The organism is Proteus sp. G2300, assembly GCF_009915965.1.
Lineage (GTDB): Bacteria > Pseudomonadota > Gammaproteobacteria > Enterobacterales > Enterobacteriaceae > Proteus > Proteus vulgaris.
Genome location: NZ_JAABNK010000023.1, coordinates 491,465 through 517,440 on the forward strand (window position 1 = coordinate 491,465; position 25,976 = coordinate 517,440).

17 protein-coding genes are annotated in these 25,976 nt (G+C 39.3%); 12 read left to right on the forward strand and 5 right to left on the reverse strand.

The window, feature by feature from the left end; genetic code table 11:
* Positions 1-184 precede the first annotated feature (184 nt).
* The 3 genes from GWI97_RS13805 to upp all read right to left on the reverse strand — a co-directional run bounded on the left by GWI97_RS13805 (position 185) and on the right by upp (position 3,703).
* Positions 185-1,390 (reverse strand): mechanosensitive ion channel family protein, encoded by a 1,206-nt coding sequence (locus GWI97_RS13805; protein ID WP_036938960.1) that lies wholly within the window; start codon positions 1,388-1,390, stop codon positions 185-187.
* A 268-nt stretch (positions 1,391-1,658) separates the two neighbouring features.
* Positions 1,659-2,960: a uracil permease gene (uraA, locus tag GWI97_RS13810; RefSeq protein ID WP_036936071.1), complete on the reverse strand. Its 1,302-nt coding sequence runs from the start codon at positions 2,958-2,960 to the stop codon at positions 1,659-1,661.
* A gap of 116 nt (positions 2,961-3,076) precedes the next feature.
* On the reverse strand, positions 3,077-3,703 hold the full coding sequence (gene upp, locus GWI97_RS13815) for a uracil phosphoribosyltransferase (protein ID WP_036936069.1): 627 nt from the start codon (positions 3,701-3,703) through the stop codon (positions 3,077-3,079).
* Between the two features lie 232 nt (positions 3,704-3,935).
* Between upp and purM the strand changes: the two genes are divergently transcribed.
* From purM to mgtE, 6 genes are all read left to right on the forward strand, one after another.
* Complete coding sequence (gene purM / locus GWI97_RS13820) at positions 3,936-4,976, forward strand: phosphoribosylformylglycinamidine cyclo-ligase (protein WP_036936066.1); 1,041 nt, start codon at positions 3,936-3,938, stop codon at positions 4,974-4,976.
* A 13-nt stretch (positions 4,977-4,989) separates the two neighbouring features.
* Complete coding sequence (purN, locus tag GWI97_RS13825; RefSeq protein ID WP_036936063.1) at positions 4,990-5,619, forward strand: phosphoribosylglycinamide formyltransferase; 630 nt, start codon at positions 4,990-4,992, stop codon at positions 5,617-5,619.
* A 106-nt stretch (positions 5,620-5,725) separates the two neighbouring features.
* Entirely contained in the window at positions 5,726-6,316 is a 591-nt protein-coding gene (speG, locus tag GWI97_RS13830) for a spermidine N1-acetyltransferase (RefSeq protein ID WP_036936060.1), read from the forward strand.
* 46 nt (positions 6,317-6,362) lie between these two features.
* Positions 6,363-8,444, forward strand: coding sequence for a polyphosphate kinase 1 (gene ppk1 / locus GWI97_RS13835; protein ID WP_036936058.1), 2,082 nt, complete (start codon positions 6,363-6,365; stop codon positions 8,442-8,444).
* A 4-nt stretch (positions 8,445-8,448) separates the two neighbouring features.
* Positions 8,449-9,981 (forward strand): exopolyphosphatase, encoded by a 1,533-nt coding sequence (gene ppx, locus GWI97_RS13840; RefSeq protein ID WP_036936055.1) that lies wholly within the window; start codon positions 8,449-8,451, stop codon positions 9,979-9,981.
* A gap of 232 nt (positions 9,982-10,213) precedes the next feature.
* Entirely contained in the window at positions 10,214-11,677 is a 1,464-nt protein-coding gene (gene mgtE, locus GWI97_RS13845; protein WP_036936052.1) for a magnesium transporter, read from the forward strand.
* A gap of 74 nt (positions 11,678-11,751) precedes the next feature.
* On the opposite strand, the gene GWI97_RS13850 is transcribed toward mgtE, so the two are convergent.
* A complete protein-coding gene (locus tag GWI97_RS13850) occupies positions 11,752-11,973 on the reverse strand; it encodes a hypothetical protein (RefSeq protein ID WP_036936049.1) in 222 nt (73 codons plus the stop codon).
* Between the two features lie 770 nt (positions 11,974-12,743).
* Between GWI97_RS13850 and GWI97_RS13855 the strand changes: the two genes are divergently transcribed.
* A complete protein-coding gene (locus tag GWI97_RS13855) occupies positions 12,744-14,117 on the forward strand; it encodes an MFS transporter (RefSeq protein ID WP_036936047.1) in 1,374 nt (457 codons plus the stop codon).
* Between the two features lie 175 nt (positions 14,118-14,292).
* On the opposite strand, the gene dtpA is transcribed toward GWI97_RS13855, so the two are convergent.
* Positions 14,293-15,759, reverse strand: a complete 1,467-nt coding sequence (gene dtpA, locus GWI97_RS13860) for a dipeptide/tripeptide permease DtpA (protein ID WP_036936044.1) — start codon at positions 15,757-15,759, stop codon at positions 14,293-14,295.
* Between the two features lie 562 nt (positions 15,760-16,321).
* Between dtpA and GWI97_RS13865 the strand changes: the two genes are divergently transcribed.
* From GWI97_RS13865 to baeR, 5 genes are read left to right on the forward strand one after another with little or no spacing between them, the layout of a single operon-like run.
* Positions 16,322-17,557, forward strand: a complete 1,236-nt coding sequence (locus GWI97_RS13865) for an MdtA/MuxA family multidrug efflux RND transporter periplasmic adaptor subunit (protein ID WP_036936041.1) — start codon at positions 16,322-16,324, stop codon at positions 17,555-17,557.
* A complete protein-coding gene (locus GWI97_RS13870) occupies positions 17,557-20,688 on the forward strand; it encodes an MdtB/MuxB family multidrug efflux RND transporter permease subunit (RefSeq protein WP_036936038.1) in 3,132 nt (1,043 codons plus the stop codon). Before GWI97_RS13865 ends, GWI97_RS13870 begins: the two co-directional genes overlap by 1 nt.
* Positions 20,685-23,768, forward strand: a complete 3,084-nt coding sequence (gene mdtC, locus GWI97_RS13875) for a multidrug efflux RND transporter permease subunit MdtC (RefSeq protein WP_036936035.1) — start codon at positions 20,685-20,687, stop codon at positions 23,766-23,768. The genes GWI97_RS13870 and mdtC overlap by 4 nt, the downstream gene beginning before the upstream one ends.
* Positions 23,765-25,141: a two-component system sensor histidine kinase BaeS gene (gene baeS, locus GWI97_RS13880; protein ID WP_036936032.1), complete on the forward strand. Its 1,377-nt coding sequence runs from the start codon at positions 23,765-23,767 to the stop codon at positions 25,139-25,141. Before mdtC ends, baeS begins: the two co-directional genes overlap by 4 nt.
* A 23-nt stretch (positions 25,142-25,164) precedes the next feature.
* Positions 25,165-25,872: a two-component system response regulator BaeR gene (baeR, locus tag GWI97_RS13885; protein WP_036936029.1), complete on the forward strand. Its 708-nt coding sequence runs from the start codon at positions 25,165-25,167 to the stop codon at positions 25,870-25,872.
* Positions 25,873-25,976: the final 104 nt, after the last annotated feature.

Genomic DNA, 25,976 nt, shown 5'->3' on the forward strand with positions numbered 1-25,976 from the left:
CACAAATTCTCACAAGGTCAGAACCAATATTAAAAAAGCACATTATACTGATGAAGATAACAGCAAAATTATCCTGATAAGCCTATTTTGTATACTTCTCATACTTCCTGTTGTCACCTAGCCGTAGCTAAAATTATTTAGCGCAAAATCCGAAACGAATTCTTTGTTTAATTAATCATCTTTATTATTTGAATTTTAATTTCGCAACATCATTACCTGACGGCTGTTGATAAATATCGAGCTTAAAATATTTAGCTGATGCGTTTATATACTCAAAAATTTCAGATTGTGTTTCTTCATATTCAACCCAAGTCGTTGCTCGGGTAAAACAGTATAACTCTACAGGTAATCCCATTGGAGTTGGTGGCATTGTTCTGATCACCAAATACATATCAGGTCGAACATCGCCACGCATTTTTATCCAATTTAGCATGTACTTTCTAAATAGCTGTAAATTGGTCACCCCTTTTGTTTCTAACCATACATTAATATCACCAATTTCTTCTTCTTTGCCTTCAAGCATCGCTTCTATGCTCTTACGAAGAGGTACAGTATTTTTTAATTCAAGAACCAACTCTTCCGTCGCAAATGAAATAGAAGATTGGTCAATATAAAAGCTACGTTTAATCCGACGTCCTCCTGATGAAAACATCGGTTGCCAGTTAGTATATTTTTCTGTCAAAAAATCCTTTGTCGGAATACGTGAAATCGTGTTATCCCAATTACGTATGGTGATGGTGTGTAATGCGATATCAATCACCTCGCCACTGATATTGCTACTTGGCAATTCTATCCAATCATAAAGCTTTAATACTTTGCCGTTGGAAATAAGAATATTGGCAACAAATGAAATAAGAGTATGTTGAAAAACAAACATTAATACCGCAGCAATAGCACCAAAGCTTGAGATAATAATAAGTGGTGATTGCTCAGTAAAGAGAGCAATAATCAGGATAAAAGAAATTATCCAAACGACAATTTTGGCAATTTCAATATAACCTTTGATAGAATTATTCCGATGCCATGCTTTTTTTGCATGCCTAATATTAAAGATATCAAGGGCATTATTAAGCAATGAGGCAATATTGATAATAATAAAAGCTCGAGCAACCGTCTCAAAGATCACATTCATCTCATGTGAAAAAGATGGTAATAACTGATTAATATAGAGAACTAATGTTACCGCAACGATAGAGGCACTCTTTTTAGCGATATCTTCAATAGTTTCTTCATCTGAAAGTTCAGTAAATAAAAAAAGCAATCGCTTTGCTATTCTGCGGAAAATCATCTTGGCGAAAAACCAGACTACCAGTAGCACAATAACTAAAAATACTGTGGTAAAAATCTGCTTTGATGTAATGAAATCATAAATTTCAATCAGCTTTTCCATAAATTGCGTTATACCTTTTTTGAGACGCATCCCACCTTAAAACAAACATCATTCAAATAGCAGATAAGATGTCTATTTCGCACAAGAATTAGCCCCCATTGTCTCATTTATTTTATTTAAATAAACATCATGATTGAATTAATGATGCTTTTCTAAGTTTTAAACACTTAAAATATCAAAAATCTTAGTTTTTCATATTAACATAAAAGTAAAGTGCAATAAAAAAGGCGGAAATTATCCACCTTTTTCATTAACTTCAGCATATCGCTTATTTTTTATTTGCTGTACCACTTACCGATTCAATGGTGTTATCCACTAATTCTGTTTCAGGGCGAACAATGCTGACTAGTTTAAAGACTAAACTTAAAACAATACCCACGATGGTTGCTAATGCCATACCTTTTAATTCAGCAGCACCAATTTGAATGGAAGCACCGCTCACACCGACAATCAGAATAATAGCCGTTAATATCAAGTTTTGTGGTTTATTGTAATCAACTTTCGAATCTAACAAGACACGAATACCTGAAGCTCCAATAACACCATAAAGTAATAAAGATACTCCCCCCATAACTGGAACAGGTACGGCTGCAATAGCTGCGGCTAGTTTGCCGACACAAGATAATAAAATGGCGAGAATTGCCGCACCACCAATCACCCATGAACTGTAAACTTTAGTGATAGCCATCACACCAATATTTTCACCATAAGTCGTATTTGGTGTTGAACCAAAGAAACCCGAAATAATGGTAGAGAAACCGTTTGCGAACATAGAGCGATGTAAGCCTGGATTTTTCATTAAATCACGTTGTACTATATTTGCTGTAACAACAAGGTGTCCAACGTGTTCCGCAATAACCACTAATGCTGCGGGTAAGATAATAAAAATAGCACTCCATTCAAAACGCGGAGAATAGAACGTAGGTAGTGCAAACCAGTTAGCTTCTTTAATTGGGGTAACATCAACAACGCCCAAGAAAAAAGAGAGCGCATAACCTGCTAACACCCCGATAAGAATAGGAATAATAGCAAGGAATCCTCTAAACATCACAGAACCTAAGATAGTCACACCTAAAGTAACCATAGAAATAAGCAATGTTTGGCTATCAACTGGCGCATCTGCACTGGGTAATAAGCCCGCCATTCCGGCTGCCGTTCCTGCTAACTCTAGTCCGATGACGGCAACGATTGCGCCCATTGCCGCAGGAGGGAACATCACATTAATCCAGCCTCGTCCTGCTATTTTTACAATACCTGCCACAAGACAAAATAACACGCCACAGACGATGAATCCCCCAAGAGCTAATTCATACCCTAATGGTAAAAGTAAAAGTACTGGTGAGATAAACGCAAAACTTGAACCCAAATAAGCAGGAATGCGTCCTTTACAAATAAAGAGATAGAGCAGGGTTCCGATCCCGTTAAATAATAATATTGTTGCCGGATTAACTTTAAATAAAATTGGCACAAGTACGGTAGCGCCAAACATTGCAAACAGATGTTGAAGACTCAACGGGATTGTTTGTAATAATGGTGGGCGCTCTTCTACCCCGATTGCACGACGAGTCATGCTTACGACCTCTCTTTAATATGAATGTGAAATTGGTTTATATTTTCTAACTATAGAACAAGATAAAGCGAAGAAGTGGTCCAAAAAAAAGCCGACTATCAAAGTCGGCTTAATTATTATTTTGTACCAAATATCTTATCACCCGCATCGCCAAGACCTGGAACGATGTACCCATGCTCATTAAGATGGCTATCAATTGATGCAGTATATAGCTCTACATCAGGATGAGCTTCTTCTAATGCTTTAATACCTTCAGGGGCAGCAACCAGTACTAATACTTTAATTGAAGTACAGCCCGCATTTTTTAATAGATCAATTGTGGCAATCATAGAGCCGCCTGTTGCTAACATAGGGTCAACAACAAGAGCCATACGCTCTTCAATATTGGATGCTAATTTCTGGAAGTAAGGGACGGGTTTTAAGGTTTCTTCATCGCGGTAAACGCCAACTACACTGATTCGGGCACTAGGAATATTTTCTAATACTCCATCCATCATCCCGATACCTGCACGGAGGATAGGAACTACTGTGATTTTTTTTCCTTTAATCTGTTCTATCTCTACCGGACCACACCAACCTTCAATTGTTACCGTCTCTGTTGCTAAATCGGCGGTAGCTTCATACGTCAGTAGACTGGAAACTTCTGAAGCCAGTTCACGAAAGCGCTTAGTGCTTATATCATGATCTCGCATCAGCCCCAATTTATGTTGAATGAGTGGGTGTTTTACCTCAACGATCTTCATAATTTCTCCTAATGTACGACGCAGCCTGACAAAAAAATCGCGAGATTATACCGCTTTTTTGCCAACATTCCATCGTTTTTCTATTGATTTTGATCAAACGCACAGCTTTTAACCGCACCAACATGAATAATTGTGACCTAGAAAGAAGATCCTCGCAAACGTTTGCTTTGCCTGTTAGAATAACGCTCGCACACATTTTTTTCTTAACAGCAACTTGCCGTGAGGGCTCTACGTGACTAACAAATCCTCTCTCAGCTATAAAGATGCCGGTGTCGATATTGATGCAGGTAATGCTTTAGTCGATCGTATCAAAGGTGTAGTAAAAGAAACTCGCCGTCCTGAAGTGATGGGCGGTTTAGGTGGTTTTGGTGCATTATGTGCCATTCCATCTAAATACCGCGAACCTATTTTAGTTTCAGGCACCGATGGTGTGGGTACAAAACTCCGCCTTGCGATGGATTTAAATCGCCATGATGACATCGGTATTGATTTAGTCGCAATGTGTGTCAACGATTTAATTGTTCAAGGTGCCGAACCCCTTTTCTTCCTTGACTACTATGCCACAGGAAAATTAGATGTCGATACCGCAGCTCGTGTTGTAACGGGTATTGCTGAAGGCTGTAAGCAATCAGGCTGTGCATTAGTGGGCGGTGAAACAGCAGAAATGCCGGGGATGTATCACGGTAATGATTATGATATCGCTGGCTTTTGTGTCGGCGTAGTTGAAAAATCAGAGATTATTGATGGTAGCAAAGTTAAAACTGGTGATGCATTAATAGCTCTAGCATCCAGTGGCCCTCATTCCAATGGTTATTCATTAGTCAGAAAAATTCTTGAAGTCAGTAATACACAAGCGGACAGTACTCCACTTGGTGACAAATCACTCGCTGATCACCTATTAGCACCTACACGTATTTACGTGAAATCACTGCTGTCATTAATTGAAAATGTTGATATTCATGCAGTTGCACATATTACTGGTGGGGGATTCTGGGAAAATATTCCTCGGGTACTACCAGAAAATACGCAAGCACGTATCGAAAGTAAAAGCTGGGAATGGCCTATTGTCTTCAAATGGTTACAAGAAGCAGGACAAGTCAGCACGCATGAGATGTATCGCACCTTTAACTGCGGTGTCGGACTGTTAATTGCTGTCAACCCAAATGATGTTGAAAAAACATTAACTCACCTTGCTGAATGTGGTGAAAATGCATGGCTTATCGGTGAAATTGCGCCACAAGCGACAGGTGAAGCACAAGTTATTATTAACTAATGAAAACATGTGAATGAAAAATATCGTTGTCCTTATTTCAGGAAACGGCAGCAACCTACAGGCGATTATTGACGCCTGTAGGGCAAATAAAATCACAGGTAATGTGGTTGCTGTCTTAAGCAATAAAGCGAATGCTTATGGCCTTGAACGTGCAAAACAGGCTGATATTCCGGCTTATTTTGTTGATCCAACCCAATTTAATGATAGCGCTGATTACGATAAAGCGTTAATTGAAAAAATTGATGTTTATCAACCTGATATCGTGGTTTTAGCGGGTTTTATGCGTATTTTATCACCTGCTTTTGTCGCTCATTATCAGCATAAATTATTAAATATTCATCCTTCTTTGCTCCCCAAATACCCAGGATTGCATACTCATCGCCAGGTTTTAGCGAATAAAGATCCTTTTCATGGCGTTACCGTCCATTTTGTCACTGAAGAACTTGATGGTGGCCCAATGATTATTCAAGCGCGTATTCCGGTTTTTCCCGATGACACTGAACAATCATTACAAGCTAGAATACAAATAGAAGAGTATCGTATCTACCCATTAGCGATCCGTTGGTTAGCTGAAGACCGATTGACAATGAAGAACAATCAAGCTTATCTTGATGATATTGCACTGTTCGACAATCTTGATTAACTATTTCGTTTAAGCTAAAAAGTCACATTGTGCTACACTGTAGCCCGCGTGACTTTTTTTGTGTCACCCTTTTCTCTTTTTATTCAATGCATTCACCGAGGTGCTTATGTCCGGTGGTAAGAAAGTTCCACCTATAAAATTACGTCCTCTCGAACGAGAAGATCTCTCTTTTGTCCATAAACTTGATAACAACGCCAGCGTGATGCGCTATTGGTTTGAAGAACCTTATGAGGCTTTTATTGAGTTAAGTGACTTATATGAAAAACATATTCACGACCAAAGTGAACGCCGTTTTATTGCTGAAAGTGAAGGCACTAAAGTAGGGCTTGTCGAGTTGGTTGAAATTGATTATGTTCACCGTCGTGCCGAATTTCAAATTATCATAGCACCTGCACATCAAGGTCATGGCTATGCAGCACGAGCGGCAAAATTAGCCATGGATTATGCTTTTTCTGTTCTTAATTTATACAAACTCTATTTAATCGTTGATAAAGAAAATGCTAAAGCGATTCATATTTATGAAAAGCTTGGTTTTAAAAAAGAAGGTGATTTAATAGATGAATTTTTTGTTAACGGTGCTTATCGTTCTGCAATTAGAATGTGTACATTCCAAGCACCTTATTTTGAGCAAAAAGCCAAAGAAGCGAAGCCCGAAAACTTTGTCAAACCGGGTGCGACTATTAAGCAACATGTCTGATTTATTCAGATATTAAGATTTAACTTTAACCCTAGTTGGAGTTCAGATGTCCCAGGAACGACTCTATATTGATAAAGAAATCAGTTGGCTTGCGTTCAACGAACGTGTATTACAAGAAGCTGCTGATAAACGAAACCCGTTAATTGAAAGAGTCAGGTTTCTGGGGATCTACTCAAATAATCTTGATGAATTTTATAAAGTCCGTTTTGCGGATGTCAAACGTCGTATTTTAATTAATGAGGAGCGAGGCTCTCGCTCTGCCTCAAGCCATGCTCGTCATCTTATCAAAAAAATTCAATCAAAAGTGGCTAAGGCTGACCAAGAGTTCGATGCTTTATATAACGATTTATTGCTCGAAATGGCACGAAATCAAATTTTCTTAATTAATGAGCGTCAAATCTCGCCTAATCAACAAATCTGGTTACGCCAATATTTTCGTCAAAATTTAAGAAAACACATTACGCCCATTTTAATTAATCCTGAAACTAATTTGGTTGAGTTTCTTAAAGATGACTATACCTATTTAGCCGTTGAAATTGCACAAGGGCAAACGATTCATTATGCTTTATTAGAAATTCCATCTGATAAAGTTCCTCGCTTTGTGATCCTACCTACTGATCAAGGACGCAGTAAGAAAAAATCCATGATTTTATTGGATAATATTTTACGTTACTGCCTTGATGAAGTTTTTAAAGGCTTTTTTGATTATGACTCATTAAATGCTTATTCGATGAAAATGACGCGAGATGCAGAATACGATCTTGCGACAGAAATGGAATCTAGTTTACTGGAAATGATGTCATCAACCTTAAAGCAACGCCTTACCGCAGAGCCTGTGCGTTTTGTTTATCAACGTGATATGCCAGATGAAATGGTGGCGTTACTGCGCAGTAAATTAGGTTTATCAAATAACGACTCCGTTATCGCAGGCGGGCGTTATCATAACTTTAAAGACTTTATTAACTTTCCAAATGAAGGCAGTAAATTTCTCTTAAATAAACCTATTCCGCGTTTACGTCATATTTGGTTTGATAATTTTCGTAATGGTTTTGATGCCATTAGGGAACGAGACGTCTTACTTTATTATCCTTATCATACCTTTGAACATGTGCTGGAGTTGTTGCGCCAAGCCTCTTTTGACCCAAGCGTTATTTCAATCAAAATCAATATTTACCGTGTTGCAAAAGACTCTCGGATTATCGATTCCATGATCCACGCCGCACACAACGGTAAACGCGTCACTGTGGTTGTCGAGTTACAAGCTCGTTTTGATGAGGCCGCCAATATTCATTGGGCAAAACGCTTAACAGAGGCTGGTGTTCACGTTATTTTCTCTGCACCGGGTTTAAAAATTCACGCAAAATTATTTATCATTTCTCGATTAGAAAATGGCGAAATTATTCGTTATGCCCACATTGGTACTGGGAATTTTAACGAAAAAACAGCGCGTCTTTATACTGACTATTCGCTATTAACAGCAAATACTGAAATAACCAATGAAGTACGTCGCGTCTTTAGTTTTATTGAAAACCCTTACCGCCCTGTTACTTTTGAGCATTTGATGGTTTCACCTCAAAATTCACGAACTCTTTTAAACCAATTCATTACTAATGAAATTCACAGTGCTCAAGCCGGGCATCCTGCTGGCATTACTTTAAAAGTGAATAATTTAGTCGATGAAGAGTTGGTTAATCGCCTTTATGACGCATCAGAAGCTGGTGTGAAAGTCCGACTTTTAGTGCGAGGCATGTGCTCTTTAGTGCCTAACCAGCCAGGATTTAGTGAAAATATTCAAGTCACCAGTATTGTTGATCGCTTTTTAGAACACGATCGCGTTTATGTTTTCACCAATAAAGGTGATGAGAAAATTTTCTTATCTTCTGCCGATTGGATGACGCGAAATCTTGATTATCGTATTGAAGTTGCGGTGGCTTTACTTGATCCTCAACTGAAACAACGCGTTCTTGATATATTAGATATTCAATTTAATGACACCGTTAAAGCGCGTTTTATCGATAAAGATTTAACAAATAGCTATGTTCCTCGTGGAAATAAACGTAAAATTCGTTCCCAGCTTGCTGTCTATGAGTACATTAAATTGTTAGAACAACCCGGATCACGAGCGTAATTTTATGCCTTTATCACAAGATGACTCTTCACCTCGTCCTTTAGAAATTGCGGCTATAGACCTCGGCTCTAATAGTTTTCATATGATAATTGCACGTGTTGTTAATGGCGCATTGCAAGTATTAAGTCGCTTAAAACAGCGCGTTTATCTCGCTGATGGTCTTGACGATGACAATGAGTTAAGCGAAGAAGCTATGTTACGTGGACTTTCTGCCCTTTCTCTTTTTGCTGAAAGGTTACAGGGCTTTCCTGCAGAAAATGTGACCGTTGTCGGTACGCATACATTGCGTGTTGCTACTAATGCAAAAGTCTTTCTTCAACGGGCAAAAGAAGTCATCCCTTACCCTATAGAAATTATTTCAGGACATGAAGAAGCCCGACTTATCTTTATGGGCGTTGAACATACGCAATCTGAAAAAGGCCGAAAGCTTGTTATTGATATTGGTGGTGGCTCAACGGAATTAGTTATTGGTGAAAATTTTGAGCCTATATTAATTGAAAGCCAACGTATGGGTTGTGTCAGTTTTAGTCGCCAATTTTTTCCTGAACAAAAAATCAGCGAGTCTGCTTTTCGTAAAGCACGAGAAAAAGCTGCGCGTAAAATGGAAAAAATAGCATGGCAATACAAAATGACCGGCTGGGATGTTGCTTTAGGGGCATCAGGTACGATTAAAGCTGCTCATGAGATCTTAGTTGAGTTTGGCGAAAAAGACGGTGTTATCACACCTGAACGCCTACTTATGTTAACAAAGCAAGTGTTACGTTTTAAAAGATTTAAAGATATTTCGTTACCGGGATTATCTGATGAGCGTAAGCATGTTTTCGTACCCGGTTTGGCGATTTTATGCGGTATTTTTGATTCTTTGGGATTAAAAGCGCTACACCTCTCCGATGGAGCACTACGTGAAGGTGTATTGTATGAAATGGAAGGTAGATTTCGCCATCAAGATATTCGCCAACGTACAGCCAAGAGCCTTGCCGAACACTATAATATTGATAGAGAGCAAGCAAAGCGGGTGCTTGAAACGATGCAATCCCTTTACGAGCAATGGGCGCAACAAAACCCAAAACTCGTTCGCCCTGATCTAGAAGCCATCTTGGTTTGGGCGGTTATGTTACACGAAGTCGGATTAAGCATTAATTTAAGTGGGTTGCACCGCCATTCAGCCTATATTCTTTCAAATACAGATTTACCGGGTTTTAATCAAGAACAACAACTCTTATTAACAACCTTAGTTCGCTATCACCGTAAAGGGATTAAATTGGATGAGCTACCTAAATTTAATCTTTATAAAAAGAAACAGTATTTCCCACTCGTACAAATACTGAGATTAGCAACTTTACTTAATAATCAGCGACAATCGACAACAAAACCAGCATCTTTGCGTTTAGTTACTGATGAAAATCATTGGACTCTTTATTTTCCTAAAAAATATCTTTCCGATAACACATTGATGGAATTGGATTTAGAAAAAGAACAAGAGCATTGGCAGTCAGTTCCTGGCTGGAAACTGGATATAAAAGAGGAATCTGCTTAACAATATGATATTATACAGAAAAAGACGCTACCCAATGCGTCTTTTGTTGCATCTATCTTACAACCACTATCACATAACAACATGGGTTTGATTTGTGACCACAATATGAACATCATCGACGCAATATTGTTCAAGATTCATATTTTTTATACGGAGAAAACCGATAATCATCCTAAAATGGAATAATTATTGTTAATGGTTATCTCCCTCGTAAGAATTAAAAAGGAATAACATGTCTCAACCAGCTATCAACAATGATACTGCGGCTGCCATCAACCCGTATTCACAAAAAGTGGCACTCCTGCGTCAGCAAATTTTGAGTATCTTTCTTGAAGATGATCATTTTGTTGAAACCGTTTTAGGGGAAGCAAGTGAAAATGATAGGCTGAGCCACCATGAACTTCATGAAAAAATCACCACTGTTCGAGAATTACTACAAGATCTACACGCGGCAGATATTGCAGATATTCTTGAAGCCCTTCCCTATGACGAACGTCTCGCATTGTGGCATTTGGTTGATAATAATGAACGTGGTGCTGTTTTAGTCGAAGCGTCTGTCGCCGTTTGGGACAGCTTAATTAAAGATATGACCGACCGTGAATTATTACGATCGGTTGCCACATTACATGTGGATGAGCAAGCGTACATTGCAGAGCACTTACCCCGCGATACAATGCGTCGCCTTCTTACCTATTTAGAACCAAGCCTGCGTAATAGGATAAGAGAAGTCCTGCAATATCCCAAAGACAGCGTGGGTCAAATGATGGACTTTGAGTTCGTCACTGTGCGAGGCAATGTAACGCTAAAAACTGTACAACGCTATTTACGCCAACGAGGCTCTATTCCTGAAGCAACGGATAAAATTTTCGTTATTGATAATAAAAATCATCTGTTAGGCGAACTTCCATTAACCACTGTTTTAACGCAATCTCCTGACAAACTTGTCTCAGATGTAATGAAAACAGATACCGTGAGCTTTATGCCCGAAGAAAAAGGCGAAGATGCTGCGGGCGCGTTCGAACGTTATGACTTAATTTCAGCTGCTGTTGTTGATAGTAATGGTCTTTTAATGGGTCGATTAACTGTTGAAGATATCGTTGATAACATGCACGAAGAGAGTGATACCAATATTCGTCGTATGGGGGGGTTGAGCCCAGAAGAGGACGTTTTCGCTCCAGTCGGACAAGCCGTTAAAACACGTTGGACTTGGCTTGCTATCAACTTATGTACCGCTTTCGTTGCCTCCCGTGTTATCGGTGTCTTTGAAGATACTATCTCGCAATTAGTTGCGCTTGCCACACTAATGCCAATTGTTGCAGGTATTGGGGGTAACACGGGTAATCAAACTATTACAATGATTGTACGTGCCTTAGCACTGCACCAAATTCAAACCGGAAGCTTCTCATTCTTAATTTTAAGAGAGCTTGGCGTCGCCTTAATTAACGGCGTTGTTTGGGGGGGGATAATGGGGATTGTCACCTTCTTCCTTTATGGTGACCTTGCTATGGGTGCCGTAATGACAATGGCGATGGTGCTTAATCTCTTAATGGCCGCTATGATGGGTGTGTTAATCCCAATGATCATGATTAAATTAGGTAAAGATCCAGCAATTGGTTCAAGTGTCATGATAACGGCTATTACCGATACTGGTGGCTTTTTTATCTTCTTAGGTTTAGCTACTATTTTCCTAGTTTAAAATAAAGCTTATTACACTAACGCCACTGTGAATAAAATACAGTGGCGTTTTTTTGTGTAAATAACAATAAATCATTAACCCGTTGTTGAGAGGTAATAGTAAACAAGCAACAATACAATCATCAGTGATGTGATAAATGTCTTTTTAACTGAAGTATGCAATACATAGTTATCACTGTGTTTTGTGTTATCCAGCATTGTTTTTAATGCTAATCCCCCTCCTAATGCGACGATAGAAAGAGATGCAAACAGAACAATTGCAGCTAAGAGAACAGCACTCATAGAAATAGAGACCATAAATCCTCCGACATATCAATTGACCTATCGATGTAATTATAGCCAAAAATTGCTTTTCTGATGCCTGATTTTGTTTTTATTCTTAATTAGCAATTTAAGTATCAAAAAACACATTGTGCATAAAAACACAAAAATATGATTAGCATTATAAATTTTGCTGGCATTTAATTTCAATATTTATAAATCTATTGAAATTTAATGTTAATGGGGTTAGGTTTAACATATAGTGGAATATGCTAGTAATCTATTTCTTATCAGATCATATCTTTCATTATTAATAAGAATAACTTTCTTAATTATCTAATAATAACTTTTTTTACAAAAAATAATAAATTAAAATTAAGCTAATTTTATTATTTAATCGTTTATTTAAAACATAATGAATATATTCAATATCACCTCCATTTTATTTAAAAATATTAAAATTCTCTCCATTAAGAATAATGTGCAATATTTTTATATTATATATAGTAAAAGACAAATATCAAAATAAAACACCATTAAATTTAAAAATAAAAACAATTAAATCCAATAATGTTTAATTTTAAAGTCTATTTGATTGTTTTATTTTGACCTATTTACATCATTAAGAGCTTCCTGTTATAACTTAAACTATCATCACAACATTATTCTTTCTCACGTAAATAACCTATAAATAACCACTTATTGTTATTTATTTCTACCTTATTTTATTTGCTGATCCTAAAAGAATGTATTTGTGACTTTATTCGCTATTAATTTTATTACGATGATTATTATAGGTTGTTATTATGACATCACAATCACACTCCACTCAGCCGTTGAGTCAACCTACGGCAAGACCATTAAATCGCAACGATTATAAAACGTTGGGTTTATCCTCACTAGGAGGAACTTTGGAGTTCTATGATTTCGTGATCTTCGTGTTCTTTACGAAAACATTGAGCCACTTGTTCTTTCCTGGTGACAACGCCTTTATCGCACAAATGCAAACATTAGGTATTTTTGCCGCAGGTTATCTCGCTCGCCCTTTAGGTGGCATTATTATGGCGCACTACGGTGATATTATTGGCCGTAAGCGTATGTTTACTTTAAGTATCTTTTTAATGGCTGTTCCAACATTAATTATTGGTTTATTACCAACATATGCCAGCATTGGTGTTGCTGCCCCCTTATTGTTGTTATTGATGCGTATCATGCAAGGTGCGGCTATCGGTGGCGAAATGCCTGGAGCTTGGGTCTTTATTGCAGAACATACACCAAAACAACGTTATGGTTTAGGTGTCGGGACATTAACATCAGGTATTACTGGCGGCATTTTATTAGGATCAATTGTTGCGATTATTGTTCAGCGTAGTTATAGCGCTCAAGAAGTTAATGACTTTGCATGGCGTATTCCCTTTATCTTAGGGGGAATATTCGGCTTAATCTCTGTTTACTTACGTCGCTTTTTGCAAGAAACCCCTATCTTTAAAGAGATGGCGGCGAAAAAAGCTTTAGCACAAGAAATGCCTGTCGTTTCTGTTATTAAAAACCACAAACAGGCATGTTTAATTACAGCCATATTAACTTGGTCTTTATCAACAGCTATTGTTGTCACCATATTGATGACACCTAGCGTGATTGTTGAAGGGATTTACAAAATTGATAGAACTACCTCATTAGAAGCAAACTGTGTGGCAACATTAACCTTAACTTTAGGTTGTATCTTCTGGGGTTGGATTGGCGACAAATTAGGAACACGAATTTCAATGATATTATCATGGGGTGGTTTGATTGTTACTGCATTCCACTTCTATGGCAGTTTAGATACAGCTATGTCAGGTTTTCAGTTAGCATTTAATTATGGCTTAATGGGCTTTTTTGTGGGAGCGATTGCAACAACACCAATTGTAAGTACAAGAGCATTTCCACCATCGATTCGTTTTTCGGGATTGTCTTTTGCTTACAATATGGCTTATGCCGTATTCGGTGGATTAACCCCAATGCTAACAGGAGCATGGTTAGAAAAGACGGCTATGGCAGGTGCCTATTATGTCGCTGGTGTCTCATTCTTAGCTATTGCCGTTGCGTTCTTACCTTTAGCTTATAAAGGATGGACAGCTGTAAAGCCAACAACCCAAGAAAAGGACGTTGCGTTGCAAATTGATAAAGTGGTTGGTTAAGTCTTTATCAATGTATAAATATGTTCTATAAGTATCCTTTTATACAAAACCGCCCTTATTCGGGCGGTATTTTTTATGGTTGCCAATTTTTCTGAATGGGATCACCATAAACATAATAAAGGATGCCTTGTGGCATCCTTTATTTTCTTAAGCTTTCATTTCTGAATGTTACAAATTACTGTGTCATTTTGCTCAACATTGGTGCAGTTAAAAGCATTAAAATGGCAATAACACCCGTTACTATACCGATTTGTAAGAAGACACTGCTGTAGATTTCTAATGATGCGTGTGCACTTTGTACATCTTCTGGCACCGCCATTAAACTTGCAACTTTACCAGCAATAATGGCAGCTGCTGCTGACGTTAAGAACCAAGCCCCCATTATAAAGCCCATTAAACGCTGTGGGACAAGTTGAGCAACCATTGCAAGGCCCAGCCCTGAAATCATTAGCTCACCAATACTTTGGAAGCCATAACTTGCGACTAACCACCATGATGACACAATACCTGCTTCATTTGCCATGCTTGCACCCAGTGGTAACACTAGGAATGCGGTTGCACTTAAGAACATCCCTACGGTGAACTTATATGGCATTGGCAGTTTATCACCCATAAAGTTATACACAGCCGCTAATAGTGGGCTTGCTAACATGATCCAGAATGGGTTAAGTGATTGGAATTGCTCTGGTTCAACGCTGAAACCTAAAATCGAATGTTCTACGTTATGGATTGCGAAGAAGTTTAAAGACGTTGGCATTTGATCGTAAAGAACAAAGAAGACCACAGCTTCAACCATCAGTAAAAATGCAACAATCATCTTACGACGTGCAGCACCTTTCATCATAAAGGTTTCACGCGCAAAAATCAGGATGATACCTAATGAGATAATCGCTAAAGACCAACTCGCCACTTCATTATTGTGTAATAACCAAGTAGATAATGCGGTTAGTGCAACAATACCCACCAGCGTTAATAATAATTTTAAATAATTAAGCGGTTCAAAATCAGGTCTAGAACCTTTATCTTTGATCCAACCACGGCAAACCATAAAGTTTGCTAAGGTGATCATCATGCCAACAACGCTTAATGCAAACGCTACATCCCAACCATAATTAGCAGCGAGCCATGGTGTTGCCAACATAGATAAAAACGAACCCACGTTGATAGACATATAGTACATCGTAAATGCACCGTCTAATTGCGGATCGTCTTTCTCATAACAGGTTGCTAATAACGATGATGGGTTAGCTTTAAATAAACCATTACCTACAGCAATGGTTGCTAGCCCCCAATAAATCACATCTTTATCGTGATCTGAGAAAGCCACCATTGCATAGCCAATTGCCAAAACAATAGCACCAAGGATAATAACCCTTTTTGTACCAAGGATTTTATCACCCAGCCATCCACCGATAGCAACAAAACCATAAACTAATGCGGTAAATGCGGCAAAAACGGTGATTGCTTCAGCCTCACCCATGCCCAGCATTTTAACCAGATAAACGGCCATGATCCCTTGCAGACCGTAATAGCCAAAACGTTCCCATAATTCGATTGAGAAGATGAGATAAAATGCGCGAGGCTGTTTAAATGCATTCAGGCTCGGTTTTTGTCCATCGTCAGGTGTGTTTGCAGTTGACACTAAAAACCTCTAATTATTTTATTACGCCTTTATATTTAGGCTAATTTTTACAAAAAATGATTATTTTAAGACAGAGTTAAAGCTCGGTGAATTTCATACTGGATTGTTATTCTTTGAGAAGAGTTCAAACACAGAGAAAAACAAGGTTGGCATTCTATCACTGGAAAGCATAATTATCTAAGAATTATAACTAACTATTGCGTTTTATCATAGTTAAGGGCATTTGTACAAAATAGTTATGCGGTTAAAAAAACATCAAGCAAAATAACCTACTGATTATCAATAAATTATTTTCCACTTAATAATTCCTATATAAACAATTAAACCACGCTGTTGTTTGTGTGTTTTTCAATAAATAATCGCTTATTAAATAACAATGATAAAATAATGCCAGTGCCTTTTTATTTTAACTGCTTAAAATAGAGCCAACAAAACACATTCCTTGACTTAATTTCCATATTTCCTCCATTTTTAACTGTGAAGAAACAGGTAGAATGTCACCATTCCAGATTTTCATTTCAGTATTTCTGATTAGCTAGTTGCCAGTAGGATCACAAAAGTAATGAATAAAAATAAAAATGCTAAAAAAAGAGTTTCTCTTATTATCGCTTTAATCGCCGTCATCGCAGGCAGTTACGCTTATTGGCAATTTAATACAGCAAAAACAATGTCGCCTGAAAATAAAGGGGCTCAAGCAACACATTCGCAAAGTCGAGGTACAGCTGGATCTCGCCGTCCTCCTATGCCTCCCGTTCAAGTTGCAACATCAACACAAGAAGATGTGCCTCAATTTTTATCGGCTTTAGGCACAGTGAAAGCAACCAATAGCGTAATAGTGACGAGTCGTGTTGAAGGTCAATTAATGGCTTTACATTTCACAGAAGGACAACACGTTCAACAAGGTGATTTATTAGCAGAAATTGACGCTCGCCCATTTGAAGTGCAATTAGCCCAAGCCAAAGGACAACTCGCAAAAGATCAAGCCACGTTGGCCAATGCGCGACTTGATTTAACGCGTTATCAGAAACTGGCAAAAACTCATTTAGTTTCACAACAAGAGTTGGATAATCAACAAGCCTTAGTGAAACAATCAGAAGCAAGTATTCGTATTGATGAAGCTGCGATCAGTAATGCACAACTGCAATTAACTTACAGCAAAATTACGGCACCTATTTCAGGCCGAGTGGGATTAAAACAAGTTGATGTGGGTAACTATATTTCAGGTGGTTCATCAACACCGATTGTGGTCATCAATCAAATGGATCCCGTTGATGTGCTTTTTACATTGCCAGAACAAGATTTAGCAAAGGTCATTCAAGCACGTAAAAATAATGCTGACTTGCCTGTCACCGCATTAGATAGAAATAACCAATTTGAATTAGCGCAAGGAAAGTTATTTAGTGTTGATAACCAAATTGATGCTACAACTGGCACCATTAAGTTAAAAGCGCGTTTTCCGCAACAAGAGGCGACATTATTTCCTAATCAATTCGTCAATGTCCGTCTTTATGTTACCACGTTAGAAAAAGCGGTTGTTATTCCGAATGCTGCTCTGCAAATGGGTAATGAAGGTCACTTTGTTTGGGTTGTGGATAACGAAAATAAAGTTAGTAAATTACGCGTAGAAGTCGCCCTACAAAATGCAGAAAAAGTTGTGATAGCGTCTGGTTTATCGGCAGATCAGCGTGTTGTAACAGATGGTGTGGATAGATTAACACAAGGTGCGAAAGTCGAAATCGTGACACCTACAGCACCTCAAAATAAAGAAAATGACCGTGTAATTGCGGAGAAAGCGTAATGACCGAAAAAAAACACGGTACAGGCGGTGGCCCATCTCGCTTATTTATTCTGCGCCCTGTTGCAACAACCCTTTTTATGGTCGCCATACTCTTAGCTGGGATTGTCGGCTATCGAATGCTACCTGTCTCTGCGTTACCTGAAGTTGATTATCCAACTATTCAGGTTGTTACTCTCTATCCTGGCGCAAGCCCTGATGTAATGACATCAGCGGTCACTGCACCACTTGAACGCCAATTTGGGCAGATGTCTGGGTTAAAACAGATGTCGTCACAAAGCTCGGGCGGTGCATCGGTGATCACACTGATGTTCCAATTAACCTTGCCCTTAGATGTTGCAGAACAAGAGGTACAAGCTGCGATAAATGCGGCGACTAATCTACTACCCTCTGATTTACCTTACCCGCCGATTTACAGCAAAGTAAACCCAGCCGATCCACCAATTTTAACTTTAGCGGTGACTAGCTCAACATTACCGATGACACAGTTGCAAGATATGGTTGAAACCCGTGTTTCGCAAAAAATCTCTCAAGTTAATGGGGTGGGCTTAGTGGCTTTAGCGGGAGGACAACGCCCTGCGGTTAGAGTCAAACTTAATGCTCAAGCAGCCGCATCTTACGGTTTAGATAGCGAGAAAATTCGTGTAGCAATCAATAACGCGAACGTTAACTCAGCGAAAGGAAGCCTTGATGGCCCTACTCGCTCGGTAACATTATCGGCTAATGACCAAATGAAATCATTAGAAGATTATCGCCAACTCATCGTTGCCTATAAAAATGATGCGCCTATTCGCTTATCTGATATCGCAACTATCGAGCAAGCGCCTGAAAATAATCAGTTAGGTGCATGGGCAAATAATGAGCAGGCGATTATTATAAATGTTCAACGTCAACCTGGCGTTAACGTTATTGATACCACTGATAATATTCGTAATTTATTACCAGATTTAGTCTCTAATTTACCTAAATCAGTGAATGTTGAGATCTTAACTGATAGAACCACAACGATCCGCGCGTCAGTTAAAGATGTGCAATTTGAGCTTGGCTTAGCTATCGCCCTTGTGGTGATGGTGATTTACCTCTTTTTACGTAATGGTGTCGCAACCTTAATTCCAAGCATTGCCGTACCACTTTCATTAGTCGGTACATTTGCAGTGATGTATTTCTGCGGTTTTTCTGTCAATAATCTCACCTTAATGGCATTAACGATTGCGACAGGCTTTGTTGTCGATGACGCCATTGTTGTGATTGAAAATATCTCCCGCTACCTTGAGCGTGGTGATAAACCATTAACTGCTGCGCTAAAAGGGGCTGGTGAGATTGGTTTTACCATTATTTCGCTAACCTTCTCTCTGATTGCCGTACTGATCCCGCTGTTATTTATGGGGGATATTGTTGGCCGGCTATTTAGAGAGTTTGCAATCACCCTTGCGGTTGCCATCTTAATCTCTGCAGTGGTTTCGCTGACATTAACACCAATGATGTGCGCGCGATTACTAAAACCCGAAAATGAAATCAAACACAATCGTTTTGAAATGGCATGTGAACGTTTTTTTGAAAAAATGATTGCTGTTTATGCCGTTTGGCTAAAACGTGTTTTAAACCATCAATGGATAACACTGGGTGTTGCACTCAGCACTTTGGTGTTGACCATCTTACTGTATCTGTTTATTCCTAAAGGCTTTTTCCCGTTGCAAGATAATGGATTATTGCAAGGTACGATTGAAAGCTCACAATCTATTTCTTATCAAGCTATGGTCGAGAAACAGCAACACGTGGTTGATAAACTAATCGAAGATCCCGCGATTGATAACATTGCCAGTTTTGTCGGTATTGATGGCAGTAACGCAACACTAAACACGGGCCGATTACAAATCACATTAAAACCCCTTGATCAACGCGACTCGCGTGTCGATACAATAATCCCTCGTCTACAAGCACGCATCGCCTCTATTTCGGGAGTAACACTCTATCTGCAACCAACTCAAGATTTAACGATTGACACGCAAGTGTCTCGTACTCAGTATCAATTTACACTACAAGCAACATCGTTAGATGAATTGGCTTATTGGGTGCCTAAACTTTCTCAAGCACTAAAAGATAGCCCTGAATTAACGGATATCAGCAGTGATTGGCAAGATAACGGAATGATGGCGTATATCAAGGTAGATAGAGATTCAGCAAGTCGTTTAGGCATTTCAATGAGTGAAATTGATAACGCTCTTTACAATGCTTTTGGTCAGCGCTTAATTTCAACTATCTACACACAAGCCAATCAGTATCGCGTGGTATTAGAACAAGATATTCGCAGTGGTAATGGTTTACAGGCACTTTCAGCGGTACATTTAACCGGTAAAGATGGTGCGATGGTACCATTACTTTCTATCGCTTCTGTAGAACAACGTCTGGCGCCACTTTCGATTAATCATCAAGAACAATTTCCTTCAGCAACATTTTCATTTAATGTCGCTGAACAATCGTCGCTTGAAGAAGCAGTGAAAGCGGTAAAATTGGCTGAAGAGCAGATTTCCATGCCAAAAGATATTACTACACAGTTCCAAGGTGCGACGTTGGCATTTGAAAGTGCGCTTTCTAGCACGTTATGGCTGATTATCGCAGCGATTGTGGCCATGTATATTGTGTTAGGTGTGTTATATGAAAGCTTTATTCACCCCATTACCATTTTATCTACACTGCCAACCGCAGGTGTTGGCGCACTACTTGCATTAATGGCCGCGGGCAACGAGCTTGATATTATTGCCATTATTGGGATCATTTTACTTATCGGGATCGTAAAGAAAAATGCGATCATGATGATAGATTTTGCTCTTGCTGCTGAGCGAGAACAAGGTTTAACACCTTACGAAGCTATTTATCAGGCATGTTTATTACGTTTTCGTCCCATCTTAATGACCACAATGGCCGCCCTTTTAGGGGCTTTACCTTTAATGTTAAGTACGGGTGTGGGTGCAGAATTACGCCAGCCATTAGGGGTTTGTATGGTTGGTGGCTTAATTATGAGCCAAATCTTAACTCTGTTTACTACGCCAGTAATTTATCTACTGTTTGATAAATTATCACTCTATGTAAACCGCAATAAACAGATTGAGAATAACGGCGGGGCTGTATCATGAAGTTCTTTGCCCTCTTTATTCAACGACCTGTAGCAACTACATTGCTCAGTTTGGCGATTTCTCTATGTGGTGCATTAGGGTTTATGTTGCTCCCTGTTGCTCCTTTGCCCCAGGTTGATTATCCCGTTATTAATATTTATGCCTCATTACCCGGAGCATCACCAGAAACCATGGCATCATCAGTGGCAACACCGCTTGAACGCTCTTTAGGGCGAATTGCGGGTATTGATGAGATGACCTCTAGTAGCTCGCTTGGCAGTACCAGCATTACGTTGGTATTCGATTTAAATAAAGATATCAATACAGCAGCGCGAGATGTACAAGCGGCACTAAATGCTTCACAAAGCTTATTACCTTCAGGAATGCCAAGTCGTCCACGTTATTATAAATCGAATCCTTCTGATGCACCGATTATGATCTTAACGTTGACCTCTGATACCCAAAACACAGGGGAGCTTTACGATCTCGCCTCAACAAGGCTGGCACAAAAAATCTCACAAATTGAAGGTGTGAGTGAAGTTTCGGTTGGTGGAGGATCATTACCTGCGATACGTGTTGCTCTCAATCCTGATGCGTTATTTAACCAAAATGTTAGCCTTGATGATGTTAGAAAAGCAATTAACCAAGCGAATGTGCGACGGCCTCAAGGCTTTGTCAATAATGATGAAAATCGTTGGCAAATTCAAACCAATGACGAGCTAAGCAAAGCGGCTGAATATCGCCCAATCATCGTACATTATAATCAAGAGGCTGTTGTGCGTTTAGGCGATGTGGCGCAAGTCACTGATTCGGTACAAAACTCACGCGCAGCAGGGATGAGTGGCGGTGAACCGGCTATTTTGCTGGTTATTCGCCGTGAAGCAGGCGCTAATATTATTGAAACGGTTAACCGCATTCGTGATGAACTCCCTGAATTACGCGAACTTATTCCCGCCAGTGTCGATTTAAAAGTTGCCCAAGATAGAACTCCCACTATCCGTGCTTCATTGGCGGAAGTTGAACGCGCATTAGCTATTGCGGTAGCACTCGTCATTTTAGTGGTGTTCTTATTTTTACGCTCAGGTCGTGCCACGCTTATTCCTGCGGTTGCAGTACCGGTTTCATTAATTGGTACTTTTTCAGCCATGTATCTTTGTGGCTTTAGTTTAAATAATCTTTCATTGATGGCATTAACCGTTGCTACCGGTTTTGTGGTTGATGATGCCATTGTGGTACTCGAAAATATCTCTCGTCATATTGAAAATGGTTTAAAACCTAAAGATGCAGCCTTAAAAGGGGTTGGCGAAGTCGGTTTTACTGTCCTTTCGATGAGTATTTCTCTTGTTGCCGTTTTTATTCCATTACTGTTAATGGATGGTCTTGTTGGACGATTATTTAAAGAATTTGCCATTACATTAACCACAGCAATTGCTATCTCTTTATTTGTTTCTTTAACGCTTACTCCAATGATGTGCGCGCATTTACTTAAAGGAATGAAACCTAAAGCGCAATCGCATTTACGGGGTTTTGGTAAATTACTTTTCCGTGCTCAGCAAGGTTACAGTGTCACATTACAAACCGCACTGCGCCATCGACGCTGGGTTATGACTATTTTCCTTGCGACTTTAGGCTTGAACGCTTACCTGTATATCAGCGCACCTAAAACATTTTTCCCCGACCAAGACACAGGCCGATTAATGGGATTTGTGCGTGCTGACCAAAGTATTTCATTTCAATCAATGAAAGAAAAGATGACCCGTTTTATGCAAGAAATAGATGCAGATAAAGATGTGGATAGCGTAACGGGTTTTACTGGAGGTGGTCGGATTAACAGCGGATTTATGTTTATTTCCCTCAATCCACTGTCAGAACGTACCGATAGTGCCAACCAAGTGATCAATCGCCTACGTGCAAAACTTGCTGATGAGCCCGGCGCTAATCTCTTTTTAATGCCAGTACAAGATGTCAGAGCGGGAGGACGCCAAGCCAATGCCAGTTATCAATTTACCTTACTCGCTGATGATTTAAGTGAGTTGCGCAAATGGGAGCCCATTGTGCGTAAAGCGTTGGGTGAACTGCCTCAGCTTGTAGATGTTAACTCAGATAAAGAGGACAAAGGTGCTGAAATGGCACTGACTTACGATCGTGATACCATGGCGCAACTGGGTATTAATGTCAGTGATGCGAATAACCTGCTTAATAATGCTTTTGGCCAACGTCAGATCTCCACCATTTATGCCCCATTGAATCAATATAAGGTGGTTATGGAAGTGTCTGAACAATATACACAAGACGTTTCTGCATTAGATAAAATGTATGTGGTTAATAACCAAGGTGAGCGCATTCCATTATCAGCTTTTGCAAATTGGTATCCCGCGAATGCACCATTAAGTGTTAATCATCAAGGTTTATCCGCAGCCTCGACGATTGCATTTAATATCCCTGAAGGCTACACATTAGCTGATGCTATTGATTCTATTGAACGTACTATGACTGAGCTAGGTGTACCCAATACAGTAAGAGGCACCTTTGCAGGAACTGCACAGATCTTTCAAGAAACGATAAAATCTCAGCTTATCCTTATCTTAGCAGCTATTGTGACGGTGTACTTGGTGTTAGGCGTGTTGTATGAAAGCTATATTCATCCACTCACTATTTTATCTACTCTCCCCTCTGCCGGTGTAGGCGCATTATTAGCGTTACAGCTTTTTGATACTCCCTTTAGTCTGATTGCGCTTATCGGCATTATGTTGCTGATTGGTATTGTGAAGAAAAACGCCATTATTATGGTGGATTTTGCGATCACCGCACAACGTGAAGGCAAATTGTCGGCCAAAGAGGCTATTATTCAAGCCAGTCTATTACGTTTTCGTCCCATTATTATGACAACCCTCGCTGCATTATTTGGTGCATTGCCATTAATGCTAGGAAGTGGAGATGGCGCAGAATTAAGACAGCCTTTGGGAATTACAATCGTAGGCGGGTTATTAATGAGCCAACTCTTAACACTTTATACGACCCCAGTTATTTATCTATTTTTTGATGGGCTGCGTGAACGTTGGCAACAACGACGTATCAGCAAGAAAGAGGCTAAAGCATGAAACTGAGAAGTAAGTTGTTCTTGGTCGTTTTCGCCACCTGTATGGTTGTCGTTCTTGCAATGCATATTGGTATTCGAGGTAGCTTTCAACAAGGATTTATTGGCTATATCAAGAAAAACAGTGAACAGCGTGCGACTCTTTTAGCAGAAGCTTTGACAGATCAATATGCTTTGACTGGTGATTGGCGTTTTCTCAATAGAGATGATCGTTCTCTTTATCAAATATTACGCAGTATTGACCAAATAAGCCAAAGTAGTGAGGGACCCCCACCAAGAGGCTGGCGAACACAATTTTGGATTGTTGATAAAGACATGAAGCGTTTATTTGGTCATGACAATCAATTTCCCGCAGAAACATTTAAAAAGCCCATTACCTCTCATGATGAAATTGTGGGTTGGGTAATAGTGAGTGCGGCTGATAAAATAAGTAGTGAAGCAGATATTAGTTTTGATAAACAGCAACTACGCACCAGTTGGATTATTGCTGGCCTAACAGCTCTTTTTGCTTTATTGATCACTCTTATTCTTTCTCGCAATATGATACGCCCTGTTAAGCGACTTGTTGAGGCGACACATAAATTAGCCGCCGGTGATTTTGCTGTTCGCGTAACACCCAGTAGCAAAGATGAAATCAGCCAACTCGCCACAGACTTTAACCAACTTGCCAGCACGCTAGAGAAAAATGAGCAAATTCGTCGTGATTATATGGCCGATATCTCACATGAATTACGCACCCCTCTCGCCATTTTAAAAGGTGAGCTTGAAGCCTTACAAGATGGAGTAAGAAAGCCCACAGCAGAGACATTAAACTCCCTTTTATTTGAAGTCACAAACCTAACAAAGCTTGTGAATGATCTCCACCAGCTTTCATTATCAGATAGAGGCTCTTTAACTTATCGTAAAGATTTTATTGATATCAATGAGGTGATTTTATTAGCCGTCGCGTCTTATCGCCACACATATCAAACTAAAGATATTACCTTATACACTGAATTAGATGATGTATCTCCATTAATTGTACAAGCCGATCCTGACCGACTTATTCAGCTTTTTCATAATCTATTAGAAAACAGTGTGCGTTATACCTATTCTGGCGGACAGTTGCATATCAAGACAAAAAAAGAGAACAACTGCGTATTAATAATCTTAGAAGACAGCGCGCCTGGATTAGATGGCTCACAATATCAAGCCGTTTTCCAACGTTTCTATCGCGCAGAAAGTTCACGAAATCGTGCCAGTGGAGGTTCTGGATTAGGCCTTGCGATTTGCGAAAATATCGTTGAAGCTCATAATGGCAAAATAAGTGCGATGCCTTCATCTTTAGGTGGCATGAAAATTCTTATAGAATTACCCGCATATTCTGATGATCTCTAAGCCTATAACTATTGAGCCAATAAATGACAGCATCTGAATCACCCTATTCAATCCTGATTGTTGAAGACGAGCCTAAACTTGCCCAATTACTTATTGATTACCTTCAAGCTTCGGGTTATCAAACTCACTGGCTAGCAGATGGTGCTGAGGTTAACTTGTGTGTAAAACAACAACATTACGACCTTGTATTATTAGATCTTATGCTTCCTGGAAAAGATGGCATTACTGTCTGCAAAGAATTACGTCAGTTTTCTGATATTCCTATTATTATGGTCACAGCCAAAACTGAAGAAGTGGATAGATTACTAGGACTTGAAATTGGTGCTGATGATTATATTTGTAAACCTTACAGCCCGAGAGAAGTGGTTGCCAGAGTCAAAACCTTATTGCGCCGTTATTATCGACCACAAGATATTGTTCAAAGTGATAAGTTAGTTATGATTGATGAACAAGCTTATCAAATCCAATATAACAATAAAATTCTCGATTTAACCACAGCGGAATTTCGTCTGCTCAAAGCGTTAGCCACACAGCCTGGAAAAGTATTAACTCGTGATCAGCTAATGGATCACCTTTATGATGATTACCGCATTGTGACGGACAGAACCATTGATAGTCATATTAAAAACTTACGACGTAAACTTGAGCAACTTAACGATCAAATAGAATTTATTCGCTCAATTTATGGTCAAGGGTATCGTTGGGAGACCCAAGCTTATCGTTTTCGATGATATTTTTTCAGTAATACATTGAACCTCGCTACACTTAAGCGCTAGAATCCTCCCCTTTATGATATACCCCTACCCAATGTGTGGGGGGACTGACTTGAAATCAG

Coding starts and splice junctions, on each gene's coding strand:
- speG (WP_036936060.1), top strand. CDS start 5,726: ATGTCCGGTGGTAAGAAAGTTCCACCTATAAAATTACGTCCTCTCGAA.
- ppx (WP_036936055.1), top strand. CDS start 8,449: ATGCCTTTATCACAAGATGACTCTTCACCTCGTCCTTTAGAAATTGCG.
- GWI97_RS13850 (WP_036936049.1), bottom strand. CDS start 11,973: ATGGTCTCTATTTCTATGAGTGCTGTTCTCTTAGCTGCAATTGTTCTG.
- uraA (WP_036936071.1), bottom strand. CDS start 2,960: ATGACTCGTCGTGCAATCGGGGTAGAAGAGCGCCCACCATTATTACAA.
- GWI97_RS13865 (WP_036936041.1), top strand. CDS start 16,322: ATGAATAAAAATAAAAATGCTAAAAAAAGAGTTTCTCTTATTATCGCT.
- baeS (WP_036936032.1), top strand. CDS start 23,765: ATGAAACTGAGAAGTAAGTTGTTCTTGGTCGTTTTCGCCACCTGTATG.
- GWI97_RS13870 (WP_036936038.1), top strand. CDS start 17,557: ATGACCGAAAAAAAACACGGTACAGGCGGTGGCCCATCTCGCTTATTT.
- GWI97_RS13805 (WP_036938960.1), bottom strand. CDS start 1,390: ATGGAAAAGCTGATTGAAATTTATGATTTCATTACATCAAAGCAGATT.
- mgtE (WP_036936052.1), top strand. CDS start 10,214: ATGTCTCAACCAGCTATCAACAATGATACTGCGGCTGCCATCAACCCG.
- baeR (WP_036936029.1), top strand. CDS start 25,165: ATGACAGCATCTGAATCACCCTATTCAATCCTGATTGTTGAAGACGAG.
- upp (WP_036936069.1), bottom strand. CDS start 3,703: ATGAAGATCGTTGAGGTAAAACACCCACTCATTCAACATAAATTGGGG.
- ppk1 (WP_036936058.1), top strand. CDS start 6,363: ATGTCCCAGGAACGACTCTATATTGATAAAGAAATCAGTTGGCTTGCG.
- GWI97_RS13855 (WP_036936047.1), top strand. CDS start 12,744: ATGACATCACAATCACACTCCACTCAGCCGTTGAGTCAACCTACGGCA.
- purN (WP_036936063.1), top strand. CDS start 4,990: ATGAAAAATATCGTTGTCCTTATTTCAGGAAACGGCAGCAACCTACAG.
- mdtC (WP_036936035.1), top strand. CDS start 20,685: ATGAAGTTCTTTGCCCTCTTTATTCAACGACCTGTAGCAACTACATTG.